Consider the following 16,649-nt stretch of genomic DNA (forward strand, 5'->3'; position numbering starts at 1 on the left):
TCGTGCATCCGGGAGCCTCTCATGTCGTCATGGAAGGATCGTGGCATGAGCTCCGCAGTCCACCTCATCCGTTCCGCCGACCTCGCCGCTGCACCCTACGCCTATGCGGCCACAGCTCCAGTCGGATCCCGACTCATCTTCCTCGCCGGTGCGTGTCCCCTCGAAGACGATGGCAGCACCACGGCTCCCGGCGACTATGCCGCACAGGCAGCCCGCTGCGTCGAGACGTTGCAGACCGCGCTGCACGCCAGCGGCGCGACGCTCACCGATGTCATCAGCACACGCGTGCTGGTGGCTTCGTCGACGCAGAAGGACCTGGTGGCGGCCTGGGACGTCGTACACGCGGCCTTCGGAGACCACGACGTACCGAGCACCCTCCTCGGAGTGACGGTGCTCGGATACGATCAGCAATTGGTCGAGATCGAAGCCGTCGCCGCGATCTCGGAGGAGGCACGATGAGCGACGTCGTCATCCGTCCGGCCGTGTCGGAGGACGCGGAAGCCCTCCACGCCATCGAGACACATGCGGACGCCTTGCTGATCGAGAGTCTCGGCGCACCGGAATGGCCGCCTGCCGGCGACGGTGCCGGGAGACTGAGCGCTCCCGGTTTCGTCTTCGTGCTCGAAGACCCCAGCGACACCTCCCCCGTCGGTTTCGTCCACGTTCTGGACGCCGACGGCCACGCCCACCTCGAGCAGCTCTCCGTCCTCCCTGCGTCCGGACGCCAGGGCTACGGGCGCCGACTCGTCAGTGCTGCTCTCGATGAGGCACGCGAACGGGGATACACGCGCATGACGCTGCGGACGTACGCCGAGATCCCCTGGAATGCGCCGTTCTACTCTTCGTGCGGGTTCCTGGAGAGCATCCCGGAGACTCCGTTTCAGCGCGGCCTCGTCGACACGGAGGCATCGCTCTCGCTCGACCGCTACGGTCGTCGCGTGCAGATGACCGTCGAGCTCTGAGGGATCCACTCTGGCGGAATCCGGTGCATCCGCGTCCGGATGACGAGGGCATGTCCACCGGCCGATCCGTAGGCTGACGACATGATCGATCGCGCCGAGTACTACGCCGCCAAACTCGCCTACGAGACCGACGCCAGCGACGTCCACGCCGCTCTCAAGGCCGGAGAGGCCCTCGTGGTCGTCGACGTGCGCTCGGGCGAGGCTTGGGCCCAGGGACGCGTCTCAGGCGCCATCCACATGCATTACAGCGAGATCGCCACCCGCGCACCCGAAGAGATCCCCGTCGGCTCGACGGTCGTCGTGTACTGCTGGAGTCCCGGGTGTAACGCCGGAGCCAAGGGGGCGCTGGAGTTCGCCACGCTCGGATACGACGTGCGGGAGATGATCGGAGGCTTCGAGTACTGGGTACGCGAGGGCTATCCCGTCGAGGACGCGGACGGCGTGCACCGCCGCCCCGTCGACCCCCTCACGGGCATCGCGCGCGTGCGCACACGGGCATAGGGCGGGTTGGTTCACAGCGCCGAGCTCGCGCACGAAGAAGGCCCCTGGGACGAATCCCAGGGGCCTTCTTCGTGATGCTCAGCGGGCGAAGTTGCCGCGGTAGTACTCGTAGACCCAGCCGACGATCGCCACGACGAAGATCGCGATACCGATCGGAAGCAGGAAGTGACCGACGGCGAGTCCGACGACGAAGACGCCGGCGGAGGCTGCCAGCACCAGCGGCCACCAGGACCACGGGCTGAACTCACCGAGCTCGGGGTCACCGTCATCGATGTCGCTGGTCAGGATGTCTTCCGGCAGCTCACCGTTCTGCGCCTTGTGAGTGCGGTCGAGGTAGAAGGCCACCATCGCACCCATGAAAGCGGCGAAGAAGAGCGCCACGGTTCCGACCCACTCGATCCGCGCGGCGAAGTTGTCCGCCGGCGTCGCGAGAATGTGCCAGCCGGTGTAGACGACGCCCACCAGCGCGAAGAAGGCGGTCAGGACCCACCACAGAATGACGTTGTCGCGCATGGCTCAGTGACCCTCTCGCTCGCCGGGAACGGCAGGCGTGAACTCCGCTGCCTCCGGGTGGTTCAGGTCGAATGCGGGACGCTCGCTGCGGATACGCGGGATCGACGTGAAGTTGTGTCGCGGCGGCGGGCACGACGTCGCCCACTCGAGCGAGGCGCCGTAACCCCACGGGTCGTTGACCGTGACCTTGGGTGCCTTGCGCGCGGTGATCCAGACGTTCAGGAAGAACGGCAGCATCGACGCACCGAGGATGATCGCACCGATCGTGGAGACCTGGTTCTGCCAGGTCCAGCCGTCAGCCGCGGAGTAGTCCGCATAGCGACGCACCATGCCGTCGACGCCCAGCCAGTGCTGGATGAGGAAGGTCATGTGGAAGCCGATGAACAGCATCCAGAAGTGCACGTAGCCGAGACGCTCGTTGAGCATGCGACCGGTCCACTTCGGCCACCAGAAGTAGAAGCCGGCGAACATCGCGAAGACCACGGTACCGAAGACCACGTAGTGGAAGTGCGCCACGACGAAGTACGAATCGGAGAGGGCGAAGTCCAGCGGCGGGGCCGCGAGGATCACGCCGGTGAGACCACCGAAGACGAACGACACGAGGAAGCCGAGCGCGAACACCATGGGCGTCTCGAACGTGACGGACCCTCGCCAGAGCGTCCCGATCCAGTTGAAGATCTTCACACCGGTCGGCACCGCGATGAGCATCGTCATCAGGGCGAAGAACGGCAGCAGCACGGAACCGGTGACGTACATGTGGTGAGCCCACACCGCGACCGAGAGCGCGGCGATGGCGATCGTCGCGTAGACGAGCGTCTTGTAACCGAAGATCGGCTTGCGGCTGAAGACCGGGAAGATCTCCGAGACGATGCCGAAGAACGGCAGGGCGATGATGTACACCTCAGGGTGACCGAAGAACCAGAAGAGGTGCTGCCAGAGCAGGACACCGCCGTTGGCCGGGTCGTAGATGTGCGCACCGAGGATGCGGTCTGCGGCGGCGGCGAAGATCGCAGCCGCGAGCACCGGGAACGCCATCAGGACGAGGAGGCTCGTGATGAGCGTGTTCCACGAGAAGATCGGCATGCGCCACATGGTCATACCGGGCGCACGCATCGTGATGATGGTCGTGATGAAGTTCACGGCGCCGAGGATCGTTCCGAAACCGGAGATTCCGAGTCCGACCATCCACAGGTTTCCACCCGCACCGGGCGTGAACGAGGCACTGGCGAGCGGCTGGTAGGCGAACCAGCCGAACGAGGCCGCGCCCTGCGGGGTGAGGAATCCGGCGACCGCGATGGTCGAGCCGAACAGGAAGAGCCAGAAGGCGAACGCGTTGAGACGCGGGAAGGCGACGTCAGGTGCGCCGATCTGCAGCGGCAGGATGGCGTTCGCGAATCCGGCGAAGAGCGGAGTCGCGAACATCAGCAGCATGATCGTGCCGTGCATCGTGAAGAGCTGGTTGTACTGCTCCTTCGTCGGGATGATCTGCATCCCGGGCGCGAACAGCTCTGCGCGGATGACGAGGGCCATCACGCCACCGAGCAGGAAGAACAGCACCGAGGCGATGAGGTACATGTACCCGATCGTCTTGTGGTCGGTGGAGGTGATCCACTTGACGACGATGTTGCCCTTCTGCTCGACCCGCGAGGAGCTCATGAGAGCAGCCTGGCGAGCGGGAAGAGCAGTGGGACGGGAGCGGGGGGCCTCGTCGGTGCGGGGGGCTTCAGTTGTCGACATGGCTTACTCCTCTCCTTCCTCGGAGTCGGTCGGTGCGGTGGTGCCCGGGTAGTTCGACAGACGGTCGTAGGCGTCCGTGATGTCTCCCGTGTTGCCTTCCTCCTCGAGCGACTGGAGGTAGGCGTCGTACTCGTCCTGCTCGACGACCTTGACGTTGAAGAGCATCATCGAGTGGTACTCGCCACAGAGCTCGGCGCACTTGCCGGCGTACTCGCCGACACGCGTCGGGATGAAGGACCAGGAGTTGTCCTTCCCGATGTACATGTCCTTCTTGTAGAGGAAGTCGATGATCCAGAACGAGTGGATGACGTCACGGGACTGCAGGTTGATCGTGACCTTCTGGTCCACCGGCAGCACCAGGGTCGGCAGCTGCTCCTGGTCGATGTTGCCTGCAGCATCGGGCTGAGCCTGGATACCCATGGTCCAGACGGCGTCGGAGTTGTCCTCCTTCTCGCCGTCGTACTGGAAGTCCCACGCCCACTGCTTGGCGATCGCCGTGATCTCGACGTCGGGCTCATCCCACTTCGCCTCGATCGCGCTCTGGTCGCGTGCGGTGAAGAAGAACATTCCCAGGACGAGGATGAGCGGCACGATCGTGTAGAAGATCTCGATCGGCATGTTGTAGCGCATCTGCACCGGCAGGCCCGTCTGCCCCTTGCGGCGACGGTAGGCGATCGCGGCCCAGGCCATCAGGCCCCAGGTGATCACGCCGACGGCGAGCAGGACGATCCACGAGTTGACCCAGAGCGACGAGACGCGCTCGGTCTGGTTGGTGGCCGCGGGCTCACCCTCCACGAAGCCCGGGAGGTAACCGTTCAGCTCAGTGGCAGTACATCCCGCCAGGGCCACGGCTGCCACTACTCCCAGAGGAAGAGCGGCCCAACGAAGGCGGCGTTTCGAGGGCACGATGCACCTTTCAGATTGCGGACAGGGCACACCCAAGTCTAGGGCAACCTCACACCTGATTCATGCCAACCACGCAGGTTGGCGAGGGGGTCCGGATCAGTGGAAGCTGTCTCCGCAGGCGCAGCTGCCCGCGGCATTGGGGTTGTCGATCGTGAAGCCCTGCTCCGAGATCGTGTCCTTGAAGTCGATCGATGCGCCGTCGAGGTACGGGACGCTCATGTTGTCGATGATGACCTCGACGCCGTCGAAGTCGACGGTCACGTCGTCTTCGAGGAATCGCTCGTCGAAGTACAGCTGGTAAATCAGGCCGGAGCATCCGCCGGGCTGGACGGCGACGCGCAGACGAAGGTCGTCGCGGCCCTCCTGCTCGAGGAGGTTCTTCACCTTGGTCGCCGCGGCGTCGGTCAGCTTCACGCCGTGCGCCTGGGTGGTCTCTGCTGCAGTCAGTGTGGTGTCGCTCATGTCGCTCCTTGTGACGGGCCGCGCTCGCACGGCTGGTGACTCGATTTTACCCTCCGGCCGGAGGAAAGGGCTCAGATGCGGATGTCGTTCATCCGCGAGAGCAGAAGCGCCTCGGTGACCACCGCATGGCGGAACGTGTCGAGGTGCAGCGATTCGTTGGGGCTGTGCGCCCTCGAGTGCGGGTCCTCGACGCCGGTGACCAGGATCTGCGCGGACGGGAACTCCCGCACGAGGTCGGCGATGAACGGGATCGAGCCGCCGACGCCGAGGTCGACCGGAGCGACCCCGTAGCCGTCGCGCATCGCGTCACGCGTGAGGGCGACAGCCCATCCGCTGGTGTCGACGAGGAAGCCGTTGCCCAGGTCGACGTCGGAGAAGGTGAGCTCCGCACCGAACGGGGCGTGAGCGCGCAGGTGCGCTTCAAGGGCGGCATACGCCTCTTCGCCGGACTGCCCGGGGGCGACACGAGCGCTCACGACGACCGTGACCTCGGGGAGGAGCGTGTTCGACGCCGCCTCGACGCTCGTCGCATCGATGCCGATGACCGTGACCGACGGCTTGTTCCAGATCCGGCTGAGGATGGTGCCGTCGCCGATCGGAGAGGTGCCGGGGAGAAGACCCGCCTCATCGCGGAGGGTGTCCTCGCTGTACTCGGGAGTGGAGGCATCCCGCTCCGTCATCCCCGCGACCGCGACCGAGCCGTCCTCGTTCCAGAGAGTGGAGAGCATCTTGACCGTCGCCATCATCGCGTCGGGCACCGCTCCCCCGAACATGCCCGAGTGCGACGCGTGGTCGAGGGTGCGCACACGCACGGTGAAACGTGCGTTGCCGCGGAGCGACACCGTCAGCCCGGGCGTGACCGAGTCCCAGTTGCCCGAGTCGGCGACCACGATCGCGTCCGCTCGCAGGGCGTCCTTGTTGTCCGAGAGGAACTGCGCGAACGAACGGGAGCCGTACTCCTCCTCGCCCTCGATGAACATCGCGATCCCCAGTTCGAGATCATCGCCGATGACCTCGGCGACCGCTCGGATCGAGGCGATGTGGGCCATGATGCCGGCCTTGTCGTCGGCTGCACCGCGTCCGTACAGGCGACCATCGCGCACGGTCGGCTCGAACGGCGGAGTCTCCCACAGCGCGTCGTCTCCGGGGGGCTGCACGTCGTGGTGCGCGTAGAGCAGGATGGTGGGCTTGCCGTTGCGGGCCGCGCGCGTCGCGAGCACGGCAGGCTGCCCGTGCTCGTCGGTGCCGGGGATCGCCGCACGCAGGATGCGGACCTCGTCGAACACGCCGGTGTCGGTGGCGAGAGCGGCGACGGCTTCGGCGCTGCGCTCGAGCTGCGTCTGATCGAAAGCCGGCCAGGCCATGCCGGGGATGCGGACGAGCCGGCCGAGGTCGCTCAGGGCCGCGGGGAAACCTGTCGACGCCGCCTCGAGGACTGCGGGCTCGCGATCGCTGGACGGATTCTGGTCACCGGGCTGGGCAGGAGATGTCATGCGAGTAATCTTAAGGTGATCCGCTTTTCATCGAACCGAGGAACCTCGTGGCCACTTCCCCTGTCTCCCCTCCGACGAACGACGACCCCTCCGAGACTCCGGCCTCGGGCAAGGGACGCGCGACGCCGACCCGGGCTGAACAGGAGGCCGCGCGCCGACGCCCCCTGGTCGCGAACACCAAGGAGGCCAAGGCCGCCGCGCGCGCCGAGCTCAACGAGCGCCGCAACCGCGCGCAGGCCGGTCTGGCTGCCGGTGAGGAGAAGTACCTCCCGGCCCGCGACAAGGGTCCGCAGCGCCGCTGGGTGCGCGACTACGTGGATGCGGGCTGGCACCCGGCAGAGTTCGTGATGGGTGTCATGGTGCTCGTGATCCTCATCTCGCTGCTCCCCGCCAACCTCGCGATCGGCGGATTCGCGATCGCCGGCTGGGCGTACCTGGTCATGATGGCGTACCTCATCCTCGCGATCGGCGGCATGGTGCTCCTCGGCTTCCGCGTGAAGCGCAAGGTCGCGGCGAAGTTCGGCCAGGAGCGCATGGAGCGCGGCCTCGGCTGGTACGCCGCGATGCGTTCCCTGCAGATGCGCTTCATGCGCCTGCCCAAGGCTCAGGTCAAGCGCGGCGACTACCCCGCCTGACGACTCGACTCACGCAAGAGGCGTCTCCAGCTCCGATGAGCTCGAGACGCCTCTTCTGCGTATGCGGTCGATGTCAGCGGCCGACAAGACCCCGGTTGATCTCACGACCCCAGAACGGGCCGCGATAGAGGAAGGCCGTGTACCCCTGCACCAGGGTCGCCCCTGCCGCGAGTCTCTCCTGGACGTCGGCGGGCGTCTCCACTCCTCCGACCGCGATCACGCAGAAGTCCGCGGGCACTGCGGTGCGCACGAGACGGAGCACCTGCATCGAGCGCTCCTTGAGCGGGGCACCGGACAGTCCGCCTGCCCCCGCCTCCTCGACTGTCACGGCGTCCGTGGTGAGGCCCTCTCGGCTGATCGTCGTGTTGTGCGCGATGATCCCCGCAAGCCCCTCGGCCACTGCGAGCTCCGCGATGGCGGTGATCTCCTCGTCCGGGAGATCGGGGGCGATCTTGACGAGCAGCGGTGTCGTCCCCGATGCGGCCCGCACGGCCCGCAGCAGCGGCGCCAGTGTCTCCACGGCCTGGAGGCCGCGGAGCCCGGGCGTGTTCGGGGAGGAGACGTTCACCGCCAGGTAGTCGGCGAGCGGTGCGAGTCTGGTTGCCGACGCCACGTAGTCGGCCGTCGCGTTCTCGACGTCGACGACGCGGCTCTTGCCGATGTTCACCCCGATCACCGTGTCAGGGGCCCCTCGACGCAGCTTCGCGAGTCGCTTCGCCGCAGCATCCGCACCTTCGTTGTTGAAGCCCATGCGGTTGATGACCGCGCGGTCGGCGATCAGACGGAAGAGCCGCGGCTTGGGGTTGCCCTCCTGCGGGACCGCCGTGACGGTTCCGACCTCGACGTGTCCGAAACCGAGGGCGGCGAGCCCGCGCACACCGACGGCGTTCTTGTCGAACCCCGCGGCGATGCCGAACGGCGAGGAGAAGGTCACGCCGAGCGCTTCCACGCGCAGCGACGGATCAGGCTTCGTGAGCGCGCGTGTCGCCCAGGAGAACGGGGGCGCTCCGAGGACGCGGATCACCGCCATCCCGGCATGATGGGCGAACTCGGGGTCGAAGCGCGACAGGACAGCGCGAAAGAGCAGCGGATACATCCCTGCCAGATTACCGGTCGGCGGGCTCCGGCTTCACGTGGTCGGCGCGGAGATCGGTGATCGCGCTCTCGAAGTCCTCGAGGGAATCGAAGGCCTGATACACACTGGCGAACCGCAGGTAGGCGACCTCGTCGAGATCGCGGAGCGGGCCGAGGATCGCGAGCCCGATCTCGTTCGTGTCGAGCTGCGAGACGCCTGTCTGCCGCACCGCCTCCTCGACGCGCTGGGCGAGGACGGCGAGATCTGCTTCGGTGACGGGGCGGCCCTGGCAGGCCTTGCGCACGCCTGAGATGACCTTCTCTCGACTGAACGGCTCCATCACGCCTGACCGCTTGATGACGTTGAGGCTCGCGGTCTCGGTCGTCGTGAACCGACCACCGCACTCGGGACACTGTCGTCGCCTGCGGATCGACAGGCCGTCGTCGCTGGTGCGGGAATCGATGACCCGAGAGTCCGAATGACGGCAGAAGGGGCAGTGCATCTGACCGATCCTACGCCGTGAATCGAGCCTCGATCGCCTCACCGTGCGCGGGAAGCACCTCGGTGTTGGCGAGCGCGACGACTCCTGCACGGACTTCGGCGAGGGCGGCGCGATCATACGAGATCACCTGCTGGGGGCGCAGGAAGGTGTACGCACCGAGGCCGGGCGCATAGCGCGCCTGTCCCCCGGTGGGCAGAACGTGATTGCTTCCCGCCATGTAGTCCCCGAGGCTCACGGGCGTGTGATCGCCCACGAACACGGCGCCCGCGCTGGTGAAGGACTCCGCGGCCGACTCCGCATCCTCGAGGTGCAGCTCCAGGTGCTCCGGTGCATACGCGTTGCTGAACGCGGTCGCCATCGCGCGGTCGTCGACGAGAACGATCGCGGACTGCGGGCCGCCCAGAGCGGCCTCGACGCGAACGGCGTGACGGGTGGACGACGCCTGCCGTGCGACCTCGGCTGCCACGCGGTCCGCGAGATCCTCGGAATCGGTGACGAGGACGGCGGACGCCTGCTCGTCGTGCTCCGCCTGGCTGACGAGGTCGGCGGCGACCAGACGCGCATCCGCCGTCGAGTCCGCGACGACGAGGATCTCTGTGGCGCCCGCCTCCGAGTCCGTACCGACGACTCCGGCCACCGCTCTCTTCGCCGAGGCGACGTAGTTGTTCCCCGGCCCCGACAGCACATCCACGGGATCCAGGCCGATGTCGGCGACGCCGTGCGCGAAGGCCCCGATGGCCCCTGCGCCGCCCATCGCGTACACCTCGGTGATGCCGAGGAGACCGGCCGCAGCCAGGATCGTCGGGTGGACGCGTCCGCCCTGGTCGTGCTGCGGAGGAGATGCGAGGGCGATCTGCTCGACTCCCGCGACCTGTGCCGGGACGACGTTCATGATGACGCTCGACGGGTAGACGGCCTTGCCCCCGGGGATGTAGACACCCGCGCGGTGCACGGGCTGCCAACGCTGCCGGATCGTCGCCCCCGGGCCGATCTCGGTGACGCTCGGTTCCGGCACCTGCGCGGCCGAAGCGATGCGCACTCGACGGATCGCTTCTTCGAGAGCGACCCGCACGTCGGGGTGCAGCACCTCGAGGGCCTCGGCGATGTGCCCTGCCGGCACTCGGAGGTCATGTCCGGAGACGTGGTCGAAGCGCTCGGCCTGCTCACGCAGCGCCTCTTCGCCGCGGTCACGGACGTCCTCGACGATTCGTGCCGCGGTGTCGAGGGCCTCGGCGCGTGCCTGAGTGGCCCGCGGCACTGCCGCGAGCATGTCGGCGGGCGAGAGCTCGCGCCCCCGCAGATCGATCGTGCGCAAGATCAGCCCTTCGTGATGTCTGCGATGTCGTGCAGGTAGCCGATTCGACCGTCATCGTGTCGGACGACATACGCGCCGCCACGATCTTCGATGACGAGAGCCCAGGCGCTGGGCCCGACCTGGAAGATCGCCTCGCCGCGCTCGTCGTGCACGTCGCGCTCGGTCGGCGCGAGGATCCAGAACGGCTGCCCGGCCGACAGACCCGCGTCGTGCGCGGCCGTCTCGTGGGAATCGTCATCCGCGTCGGCGTCGACGGCGGCGAACGCCCTGGTCTCGGGAGCGGAGACATCCTGCGCGGTCGCACCGAGGAGCGACTCGATGCTGCCCGTGTCGGAGACGATCTCGGGCTCCTGACCCCAGGTGCTGCGCGAGTACGTCGGAGCGTAGTCCTCGTCGGATGCCGGCTGCTCGGTGCCCGTGCCACCACCGGACGCGTGCGCGACGAGCGGAACCTGCTCGGCCAGATCGAGGCGAGCCACCTCGTCGGTGGCGTGCTGTCCTGACAGCTCCACATCGAGCCCCTCAGCGGGGTAGGCCTGCGTCGTCGTGTGCGGCGTCGATTCGACGTACGGGGCAGGCGCCTGCTGCGCCGTCTGCGCAGGCTCATTCTGCGTGAGTTCGTCCTGTGCAGGCTCGTCCTGCGTGGGCTCGGCGGAGTCGTCTGAGCCGGCGGCGGGAGTCGCGACGGCATCCGTGGCCGGCTCCGGGCGCGGACGGGCGATGACCGGACGCACGGGGTTCGCGTTGCGGTGCGCGAGGGTGACGAGTCGCCCGTGGAAGTCCTCCTTGACCCCCGGGATCAGGGGCGCGAAGACCGTGAGAACGACGAGCGCGAGCGATGCGATGAGCTGGACGATCCCGTTCCAGTACAGACCGAACGTGCCGAAGTCGATCGCGAACACGACGGCGCTCCAGAGAGCCCCGAGCCAGAACACGGCAGCGACGGAGAAGGCGACGGAGGCGAACTGGTCGATACCCAGGGAACCCACCCGGCGGATCCCCTCCGGGGAGAAACGACGAAGCACCACCAGGAAGACCGCGACGGTCGGCACACCGATCGGCAGCACCCACTGGATGCCGGTGCCCCAGATCGAGGTGTCGCCGACATACGGGAAGAACGAGGCGACGAAAGCGACGAGCCAGACACCCACGATGAGGAGCTCTCGCAGGGTGAACCCGAGGATGCCGAACTCCGGCGTCACCTCGTCGTCATACAGGACGCCGTCGTCGTCGGAGAAGACCTCGTCGACAGAGGACTCCGAGTCCGGGGACGTGTCATCCGCAGACGAGGCGTCGCTGTTCAGGAAGGGGGATTCCGTGCTCATGGGGGGTCCTTTCGCCACGGTGCAGAGCTTCTGACGCACTGCACCCGAACGGGTCATGATCCTACCCGGTGCGTCCGAGAGGACGTCATCGGGCGACTCGTGTACGACGATCGTCAGCCGAGGCAGCTCGGACCGAGGAGCGACTTGAGATCGCCGAAGAGATCGGCGGAGACCTTCACGGGCATCGGTACGTCGAACACCTTCGCCGTACCGCCTCGGTGCACCCGCAGCACCACCTCGGTGTCTCCGTTGTGACGACGCAACACCTCGGCGAGCTCGTTCATGACCTTCTCGGTCGCTCTCTGCTCGGCGAGCACGAGTGCGAGCGGGCCCGCGGCATCGAAGGAACCGACGTCGGGGGCGAACGCTGACTGCGCATGGAGATTGAGTCCGTCATCTCGCTTCGACACTCGACCGCGCACGGCCAGGATCGAGTCCTGCTGCAGGATGTGCTGGAACTCGGTGTAGGTCTTGCCCATGAACATGACCGTCACCTCACCGTTGAAGTCCTCGACCGTGATCATGCCGTACGGGTTTCCGCTGGCCTTCGCGACACGATGCTGAACACTCGTCACGAGACCGGCAACCGTGACCTGGTCGCCGTCCTGCATGTCATCGGAGTTGATGAGGTTGTGGATCGAGATCGATGCGTGCTTCGCCAGCGGCACCTCGAGGCCGGCGAGAGGGTGGTCCGAGACGTAGAGCCCGAGCATCTCGCGCTCGAAGGCGAGCTTGTCCTTCTTGGTCCACTCGGGGCGCGCCGGCACCTTCGCAGGCGCCGCCTCCTCCATGTCGTCGTACAGGCTGTCGAAGTCGAAGCCGATCGCGCCCTGCGCCTCGTTCCGCTTGCGATCGACAGCTGCCTCGACAGCGTCCTCATGTACTTCCAGCAGCGCTCGACGGGAGTCCCCCATCGAGTCGAACGCGCCGGCCTTGATGAGCGACTCGACCGTGCGCTTGTTCGACACGTGCAGCGGCACCTTGTCGAGGAAGTGATGGAAGGAGGTGAATCGCTCGTCCTTGCGCGCCGCGATGATTCCTTCGACCACGTTGCTGCCGACGTTGCGGACGGCACCGAGTCCGAAGCGGATGTCGTCGCCGACGGCCGCGAAGTACTTGATCGACTCGGAGACGTCGGGCGGCAGCACCTTGATGCCCATGCGGCGGCACTCGTTCAGGTACAGCGCCATCTTGTCTTTCGAGTCGCCGACACTGGTGAGCAGGGCGGCCATGTACTCGGCCGGATAGTGGGCTTTGAGGTACGCGGTCCAGTACGACACGACGCCGTACGCGGCAGAGTGCGCTTTGTTGAACGCGTAGTCCGAGAACGGGAGCAGGATCTCCCAGATCGCGTTGACGGCGCCGTCGGAGTAGCCGTTCGCGTGCATACCCGCTTGGAAGCCCTCGAACTGCTTGTCGAGCTCGGACTTCTTCTTCTTACCCATCGCTCGGCGGAGGATGTCCGCCTGACCGAGCGAGAATCCGGCCACGCGCTGGGCGATGGCCATGACCTGCTCCTGATAGATGATCAGGCCGTAAGACTCGTCGAGGATGTCGGCGAGCGAATCGGTGAACTCCGGGTGGATCGGTGTGATCGGCTGCTGCCCGTTCTTGCGCAGCGCGTAGTTCGTGTGAGAGTTCGCACCCATGGGGCCGGGTCGGTACAGCGCGATGAGCGCCGAGATGTCGCCGAAGTTGTCCGGGCGCATGAGACGCATGAGTGCTCGCATCGGGCCGCCGTCGAGCTGGAACACCCCGAGCGACTCACCCCGCCCGAGCAGCTCGTACGCGCCGCGGTCGTCGAGCTCGAGATGCTCGAGATCGAGCTCCTCTCCCCGGTTCGTGCGGATGTTGTCGAGCGCGTCGGAGATGATCGTGAGGTTTCGCAGCCCCAGGAAGTCCATCTTGATCAGACCGAGAGACTCGCACGACGGGTAGTCGAACTGCGTGACGATCTGCCCGTCCTGCTCGCGGCGCATGATCGGGATGATGTCGATCAGCGGCTCGGACGACATGATCACGCCGGCGGCGTGAACGCCCCACTGACGCTTCAGGCCTTCGAGACCGAGAGCGCGGTCGAAGACCGTCTTCGCCTCGGGGTCGGTCTCGATCAGCGCACGGAACTCGCTCGCCTCCTTGAAGCGGGGGTGGGCGGAGTCGAACATGCCGTCGAGCGGCATGTCCTTGCCCATGACGGGCGGCGGCATCGCCTTGGTGAGTCGCTCGCCCATGCTGAACGGGAAGCCGAGCACTCGCCCTGCATCCTTCAGCGCCTGCTTCGACTTGATCGTGCCGTAGGTGACGATCTGTGCGACGCGCTCGGACCCGTACTTCCTGGTCACGTACTCGATGACCTCGCCACGGCGACGGTCATCGAAGTCGACGTCGAAGTCGGGCATCGAGACGCGATCGGGGTTGAGGAACCGCTCGAAGATGAGGCCGTGCTCGAGGGGGTCGAGGTCGGTGATCTTCATGGCGTAGGCGACCATCGATCCGGCACCGGACCCACGCCCGGGACCGACGCGGATGCCGTTGTCCTTGGCCCAGTTGATGAAGTCGGCGACGACGAGGAAGTAGCCGGGGAACCCCATCTGCAGGATGATCCCGGTCTCGTACTCGGCCTGCTTGCGCACCTTGTCGGGGATGCCGCCGGGGTAGCGGTAGTGCAGACCCGCCTCGACCTCCTTGATGAGCCAGCTGTCCTCGGTCTCACCGTCGGGCACGGGGAAGCGCGGCATGTAGTTCGCCGCGGTGTTGAACTCGACCTCGCATCGCTCGGCGATGAGCAGCGTGTTGTCGCACGCCTCGGGGTGGTCGCGGAACAGCTGCCGCATCTCGGCGGCCGTCTTGATGTAGTACCCGTCGCCGTCGAACTTGAAGCGGTTCGGGTCGTCGAGGGTCGAGCCGGACTGCACGCACAGCAGGGCCTCGTGAGCATCGGCCTCGTGCTGGTGCGTGTAGTGCGAGTCGTTGGTGCCGACGAGCGGGATGTTCAGGTCTTTGGCGAGGCGGATCAGATCGGTCATGACCCGACGCTCGATGGAGAGGCCGTGGTCCATGATCTCGGCGAAGTAGTTCTCCTTGCCGAACAGGTCCTGGAACTCCGCGGCCGCCGCGCGTGCCGCGTCGTACTGACCGAGACGTAGACGCGTCTGGATCTCGCCGGACGGGCATCCGGTGGTGGCGATGAGCCCCTTGCCGTAGGTCTGCAGGAGCTCGCGGTCCATGCGGGGCTTGAAGTAGTAGCCCTCCATGCTCGACAGAGAGCTGAGCCGGAACAGGTTGTGCATCCCCTGCGTGCTCTCGCTCCACATCGTCATGTGGGTGTACGCGCCCGAGCCCGACACGTCGTCGCTCTTCTGATCGGGAGAACCCCACTGCACTCGCGACTTGTCGCTGCGATGGGTACCAGGGGTAACGTACGCCTCGAGCCCGATGATCGGCTTGACCCCCGCGGCGTTCGCCGCCTTGTAGAACTCGAAAGCCGCGAACGTGTTGCCGTGATCGGTCACCGCGATCGCCGGCATGTCGTAGTCGGCGGCGGCCTGGGTCATGGCCGCGATCTTCGCCGCCCCGTCGAGCATCGAGTACTCGCTGTGCACGTGCAGGTGGACGAAGGAGTCGGATGCCATGAGTTCGATTCTACTTTCGGCTTCCGACATCGCAGGTCGGGTCGGGCCCCCGAGTCATCGCAGATCGAGGCGCATCAGCACACGGGGGAACCCGTCGAGAATGGACCCCGTCACGGCAGCCTTCTCGAATCCTGCCTTCTCGAACAGACGCCTGGTGCCGACGTACGCCATCGTGAGGTTCACCTTCTCGCCGCGATTGTCGACCGGGTACCCCTCGATCGCAGGCGCCCCGCGCTTCTTCGCGTGCGCGACGGCGCCGTCGATCAGCGCATGCGAGATCCCCTGCTTCCGGAAGCCCGGCCGAATGCGGATGCACCACAGCGACCAGACGTCGAGGTCGTCGATGTGCGGGATCAGCCGGTTGCGGGCGAAACTCGTCTCGCTCCTCGGATGCACCGCCGCCCATCCCACGGGTTCGTCGTCGAGATAGGCGATCACGCCCGGCGGAGGATCCTGGTGGCAGAGCTCGCGCACTCGGTCGGCCCGCTGGGACCCGCGCAGCTCGTCGTTCTCCTTGCTGCCGATCCGATAGCTCAGGCAGAAGCACACGTTCGACGTCGGCTTCTTCGGGCCGACGAGCGCGGCCACGTCGTCGAACTCGGTCGCAGGTCGCACCTCGATGCTCATGGGTTCAGTCTGACCCACACCGCGGACATCGGGTCCTGCCGATTCACTCCCCGCGCAGGATCTCCAGAGCGTGCTCGAAGTCGGCCGGATAGGCAGACTCGAACTGCACCCACTCCCCCGTCGCCGGGTGCGAGAACGCAAGCTTGTGCGCATGCAGCCACTGGCGGGTGAGACCGAGCTTCGCCGACAGTGTGGGGTCCGCGCCGTAGAGCGGGTCCCCGGCGCACGGATGACGGAGTGCCGCCATGTGCACGCGGATCTGGTGTGTGCGACCGGTCTCGAGATGGATCTCGAGCAGCGAGGCTCCGGGGAAAGCCTCGAGCGTCTCGTAGTGCGTGACCGACGGTTTACCGTCGGGGACGACTGCGAACTTCCACGAGTGGTTCGGATGCCGACCGATCGGCGCGTCGATGGTCCCCGTCAACGGGTCCGGGTGCCCCTGGACGACCGCGTGGTAGATCTTCTCGACCGTGCGCTCCTTGAACGCGTGCTTGAGCGCCGTGTACGCCGACTCGCTCTTGGCGACGACCATGAGCCCGCTCGTGCCCACATCGAGACGATGCACGACCCCCTGGCGCTCCGGCGCACCGCTGGTCGCCACGCGGAACCCGGCCGCTGCGAGCGCACCCACGACCGTGGGGCCCTCCCAGCCGAGCGACGGGTGCGCGGCGACTCCTGTCGGCTTGTCGACGACGACGATGTCGTCATCGTCGTAGACGATCCCGAGCTCGGGAACGGCGATCGGAATGATTCGCGGCTCCTCTTTCGGCTGCCACTCCACCTCGAGCCATCCACCGCCTCTCAGGCGATCGGACTTGTCGAGGGTCACTCCGTCGAGACGCACCCCTCCGGCGGCCGCGACATCAGCCGCGAACGTCCGCGAGAAGCCGAGCATCTTGGCGAGAGCCGCGTCGACGCGAGTGCCCTCCAACCCGTCCGGGACGGGCAGGGAACGGAACTCCAC

16 protein-coding genes are annotated in these 16,649 nt (G+C 66.7%); 4 read left to right on the plus strand and 12 right to left on the minus strand.

Annotation, left to right across the window (positions count from 1 at the left end; translation table 11 throughout):
* Positions 1–45 precede the first annotated feature (45 nt).
* The 3 genes from JOF42_RS13470 to JOF42_RS13480 all read left to right on the plus strand — a co-directional run bounded on the left by JOF42_RS13470 (position 46) and on the right by JOF42_RS13480 (position 1,463).
* Positions 46–459, plus strand: coding sequence for a RidA family protein (locus JOF42_RS13470; protein WP_210098304.1), 414 nt, complete (start codon positions 46–48; stop codon positions 457–459).
* On the plus strand, positions 456–962 hold the full coding sequence (locus JOF42_RS13475; RefSeq protein ID WP_210098305.1) for a GNAT family N-acetyltransferase: 507 nt from the start codon (positions 456–458) through the stop codon (positions 960–962). Before JOF42_RS13470 ends, JOF42_RS13475 begins: the two co-directional genes overlap by 4 nt.
* 81 nt (positions 963–1,043) lie before the next feature.
* The gene (locus JOF42_RS13480; protein WP_210098306.1) at positions 1,044–1,463 is read left to right on the plus strand and encodes a rhodanese-like domain-containing protein; all 420 of its coding nucleotides are present in this window, start codon (positions 1,044–1,046) and stop codon (positions 1,461–1,463) included.
* A gap of 78 nt (positions 1,464–1,541) precedes the next feature.
* Here the strand turns inward: JOF42_RS13480 and JOF42_RS13485 are convergent, their stop codons facing one another.
* From JOF42_RS13485 to JOF42_RS13505, 5 genes are all read right to left on the minus strand, one after another.
* The gene (locus JOF42_RS13485) at positions 1,542–1,976 is read right to left on the minus strand and encodes a cytochrome c oxidase subunit 4 (RefSeq protein WP_210098307.1); all 435 of its coding nucleotides are present in this window, start codon (positions 1,974–1,976) and stop codon (positions 1,542–1,544) included.
* A gap of 3 nt (positions 1,977–1,979) precedes the next feature.
* Positions 1,980–3,713 (minus strand): aa3-type cytochrome oxidase subunit I, encoded by a 1,734-nt coding sequence (gene ctaD / locus JOF42_RS13490; protein ID WP_210098308.1) that lies wholly within the window; start codon positions 3,711–3,713, stop codon positions 1,980–1,982.
* 3 nt (positions 3,714–3,716) lie between these two features.
* Entirely contained in the window at positions 3,717–4,619 is a 903-nt protein-coding gene (gene ctaC / locus JOF42_RS13495; RefSeq protein WP_210098309.1) for an aa3-type cytochrome oxidase subunit II, read from the minus strand.
* Positions 4,620–4,715: 96 nt separating this feature from the next.
* A complete protein-coding gene (gene erpA, locus JOF42_RS13500) occupies positions 4,716–5,081 on the minus strand; it encodes an iron-sulfur cluster insertion protein ErpA (RefSeq protein ID WP_210098310.1) in 366 nt (121 codons plus the stop codon).
* A gap of 71 nt (positions 5,082–5,152) precedes the next feature.
* Complete coding sequence (locus tag JOF42_RS13505; protein ID WP_210098311.1) at positions 5,153–6,574, minus strand: dipeptidase; 1,422 nt, start codon at positions 6,572–6,574, stop codon at positions 5,153–5,155.
* Positions 6,575–6,621: 47 nt separating this feature from the next.
* On the opposite strand from JOF42_RS13505, the gene JOF42_RS13510 reads away from it, so the two are divergent.
* Entirely contained in the window at positions 6,622–7,209 is a 588-nt protein-coding gene (locus tag JOF42_RS13510; RefSeq protein WP_210098312.1) for a DUF3043 domain-containing protein, read from the plus strand.
* Between the two features lie 73 nt (positions 7,210–7,282).
* Here the strand turns inward: JOF42_RS13510 and JOF42_RS13515 are convergent, their stop codons facing one another.
* The 7 genes from JOF42_RS13515 to JOF42_RS13545 form a co-directional block, all read right to left on the minus strand.
* On the minus strand, positions 7,283–8,305 hold the full coding sequence (locus JOF42_RS13515; protein ID WP_210098313.1) for a quinone-dependent dihydroorotate dehydrogenase: 1,023 nt from the start codon (positions 8,303–8,305) through the stop codon (positions 7,283–7,285).
* 10 nt (positions 8,306–8,315) lie between these two features.
* The gene (gene nrdR / locus JOF42_RS13520; RefSeq protein WP_053096729.1) at positions 8,316–8,786 is read right to left on the minus strand and encodes a transcriptional regulator NrdR; all 471 of its coding nucleotides are present in this window, start codon (positions 8,784–8,786) and stop codon (positions 8,316–8,318) included.
* Positions 8,787–8,796: 10 nt separating this feature from the next.
* A complete protein-coding gene (gene hisD / locus JOF42_RS13525; RefSeq protein ID WP_210099207.1) occupies positions 8,797–10,104 on the minus strand; it encodes a histidinol dehydrogenase in 1,308 nt (435 codons plus the stop codon).
* Positions 10,104–11,426: a hypothetical protein gene (locus tag JOF42_RS13530; RefSeq protein ID WP_245340807.1), complete on the minus strand. Its 1,323-nt coding sequence runs from the start codon at positions 11,424–11,426 to the stop codon at positions 10,104–10,106. Before JOF42_RS13530 ends, hisD begins: the two co-directional genes overlap by 1 nt.
* A gap of 113 nt (positions 11,427–11,539) precedes the next feature.
* The gene (dnaE, locus tag JOF42_RS13535; RefSeq protein WP_210098314.1) at positions 11,540–15,058 is read right to left on the minus strand and encodes a DNA polymerase III subunit alpha; all 3,519 of its coding nucleotides are present in this window, start codon (positions 15,056–15,058) and stop codon (positions 11,540–11,542) included.
* Between the two features lie 54 nt (positions 15,059–15,112).
* Positions 15,113–15,685: a GNAT family N-acetyltransferase gene (locus tag JOF42_RS13540; protein ID WP_210098315.1), complete on the minus strand. Its 573-nt coding sequence runs from the start codon at positions 15,683–15,685 to the stop codon at positions 15,113–15,115.
* Positions 15,686–15,728: 43 nt separating this feature from the next.
* The gene (locus tag JOF42_RS13545) at positions 15,729–16,649 is read right to left on the minus strand and encodes an RluA family pseudouridine synthase (protein ID WP_210098316.1); all 921 of its coding nucleotides are present in this window, start codon (positions 16,647–16,649) and stop codon (positions 15,729–15,731) included.

The sequence above is a fragment of the Microbacterium phyllosphaerae genome (assembly GCF_017876435.1).
Classification (GTDB): Bacteria; Actinomycetota; Actinomycetes; order Actinomycetales; family Microbacteriaceae; genus Microbacterium; species Microbacterium phyllosphaerae.